Annotated in this window: 2 protein-coding genes; both read left to right on the top strand. The window is 28.1% G+C overall.

All coding sequences use genetic code 4. The features are described from left to right. Positions 1-124 precede the first annotated feature (124 nt). The gene (locus EHV01_RS05510) at positions 125-331 is read left to right on the top strand and encodes a hypothetical protein (RefSeq protein WP_422066583.1); all 207 of its coding nucleotides are present in this window, start codon (positions 125-127) and stop codon (positions 329-331) included. 300 nt (positions 332-631) lie between these two features. Continuing rightward, positions 632-1,303: a hypothetical protein gene (locus EHV01_RS05505; RefSeq protein WP_422066582.1), complete on the top strand. Its 672-nt coding sequence runs from the start codon at positions 632-634 to the stop codon at positions 1,301-1,303. Positions 1,304-1,466: the final 163 nt, after the last annotated feature.

Below are 1,466 nucleotides of genomic sequence, written 5' to 3'. Positions count from 1 at the left end.
CACCTTTTGGTAGGTCAGTTAAATTATAACATTTTTTAATTTTTGTGTATAGGTAGAATGATAAAAAAGTCATCTACCTATTTTTTTATTTATGAAAATATTTCATTAGAAAGGAATTAAAATAATGACATATAAATTAAAAGATTGAATTGATATTTATAATAAAAATTTAAATATTGAAGTTTGAAGTTGTCAAAATATTATTTTTAAAGGAAAAATAAAAGATTTTAAAAATTATGAAATTTTTAAAGACTGTAAAATTATTGAACAATCAGTAAATAAGGATTTTTATTATTTTTACATAAATATATCAAATTTGGTAAAGCAATAATTTAGGAGGTTTATATGAAAAATAAAATTTGTCTTAAAAAAAGATATTTTACTATCTGAAAAACCAAATGAAATCATTGCCGAAGCACAAGCAAATTATAGTTCAGAAGATATTAAAGAATTATTCAATGGTGATGATACCATTTTATGAGATTAAAATTTCATCTATAATTTCAATATTTTTTAAAATAAAATCATCGTTGAAACCAACCAAAAGAATATGATTCTACATTTTGGAAAATATCAACGCTAATAAGGGGTTAAAAAACGGTTAAAACCGCAGAAAGGAGCATATATTATTATGCAACAAGTACAACAAATTGAACAACTCAATTATCATTTTGTTAAATTGCCAACTGGTGGTCAGTTTAAAGTTTTTAATCAGTTAGATAATCAAAAACACATGTGTAACTTTTTTGTCCACAAAACAGATATTTACAAACACACACCGCTTTCAAATAAAGTCCGTGTTGGAGATAACTTTATTAGTGTGGCAAAAAAAGATATCCATGTCACAAAAACAGACCCTAATTGGTTTAATGTTGGGGTGCGTGTTTTTGGAACAAATCATATTTATTATGCGGATGGAACACGCATTAAAGCAACTGGTTATGACGCGATGATTAAAACCAATATGTATCAATTTCATCGTTTAAATACTTTACATCGTCAATTTGAAAAATGACAAGCAGTCGAACCTCGTCTTCGTAAGTTTAAAAACCGCGAAGAATTTTTAGCTGACGTTGATAAAAAATACCAAACTGAATTACAAACAATGGCAAAAAGAAAAGCAGAATTTCAAGCTTCAATCAAAACCAAACATTCTGCTGCACACGCCAATAATCACAATAGAGAAAATAATTCTCTTGTTATTGATTATAACACTGTTTATGAAAAAAACAAGGGTGACCCACCAGAATTATCCGAAGAAGAACTCACCCAATTATTAGCAGAGTTAGACAGCTTAGTCTAACTCCCCTATCGAGTTCTTCACACCCCTAGCAACAAAGTACAGAGCTTGCATAAAACCACCGAGTAGCAAGACAACGAATAAACAAACCTAAGATATGGTCTTCATCATATCATTTTTGCTATTTGGCAAATAACCTATTTTTATTATCCATTTTCTTCCAATA

The organism is Spiroplasma sp. hy2, from assembly GCF_044714365.1.
GTDB lineage: Bacteria > Bacillota_I > Bacilli_A > Mycoplasmatales > Mycoplasmataceae > Spiroplasma > Spiroplasma phoeniceum.
Note: the sequence above shows the minus strand (reverse complement) of the source record. Positions and strands in the feature narration are given on the sequence as shown.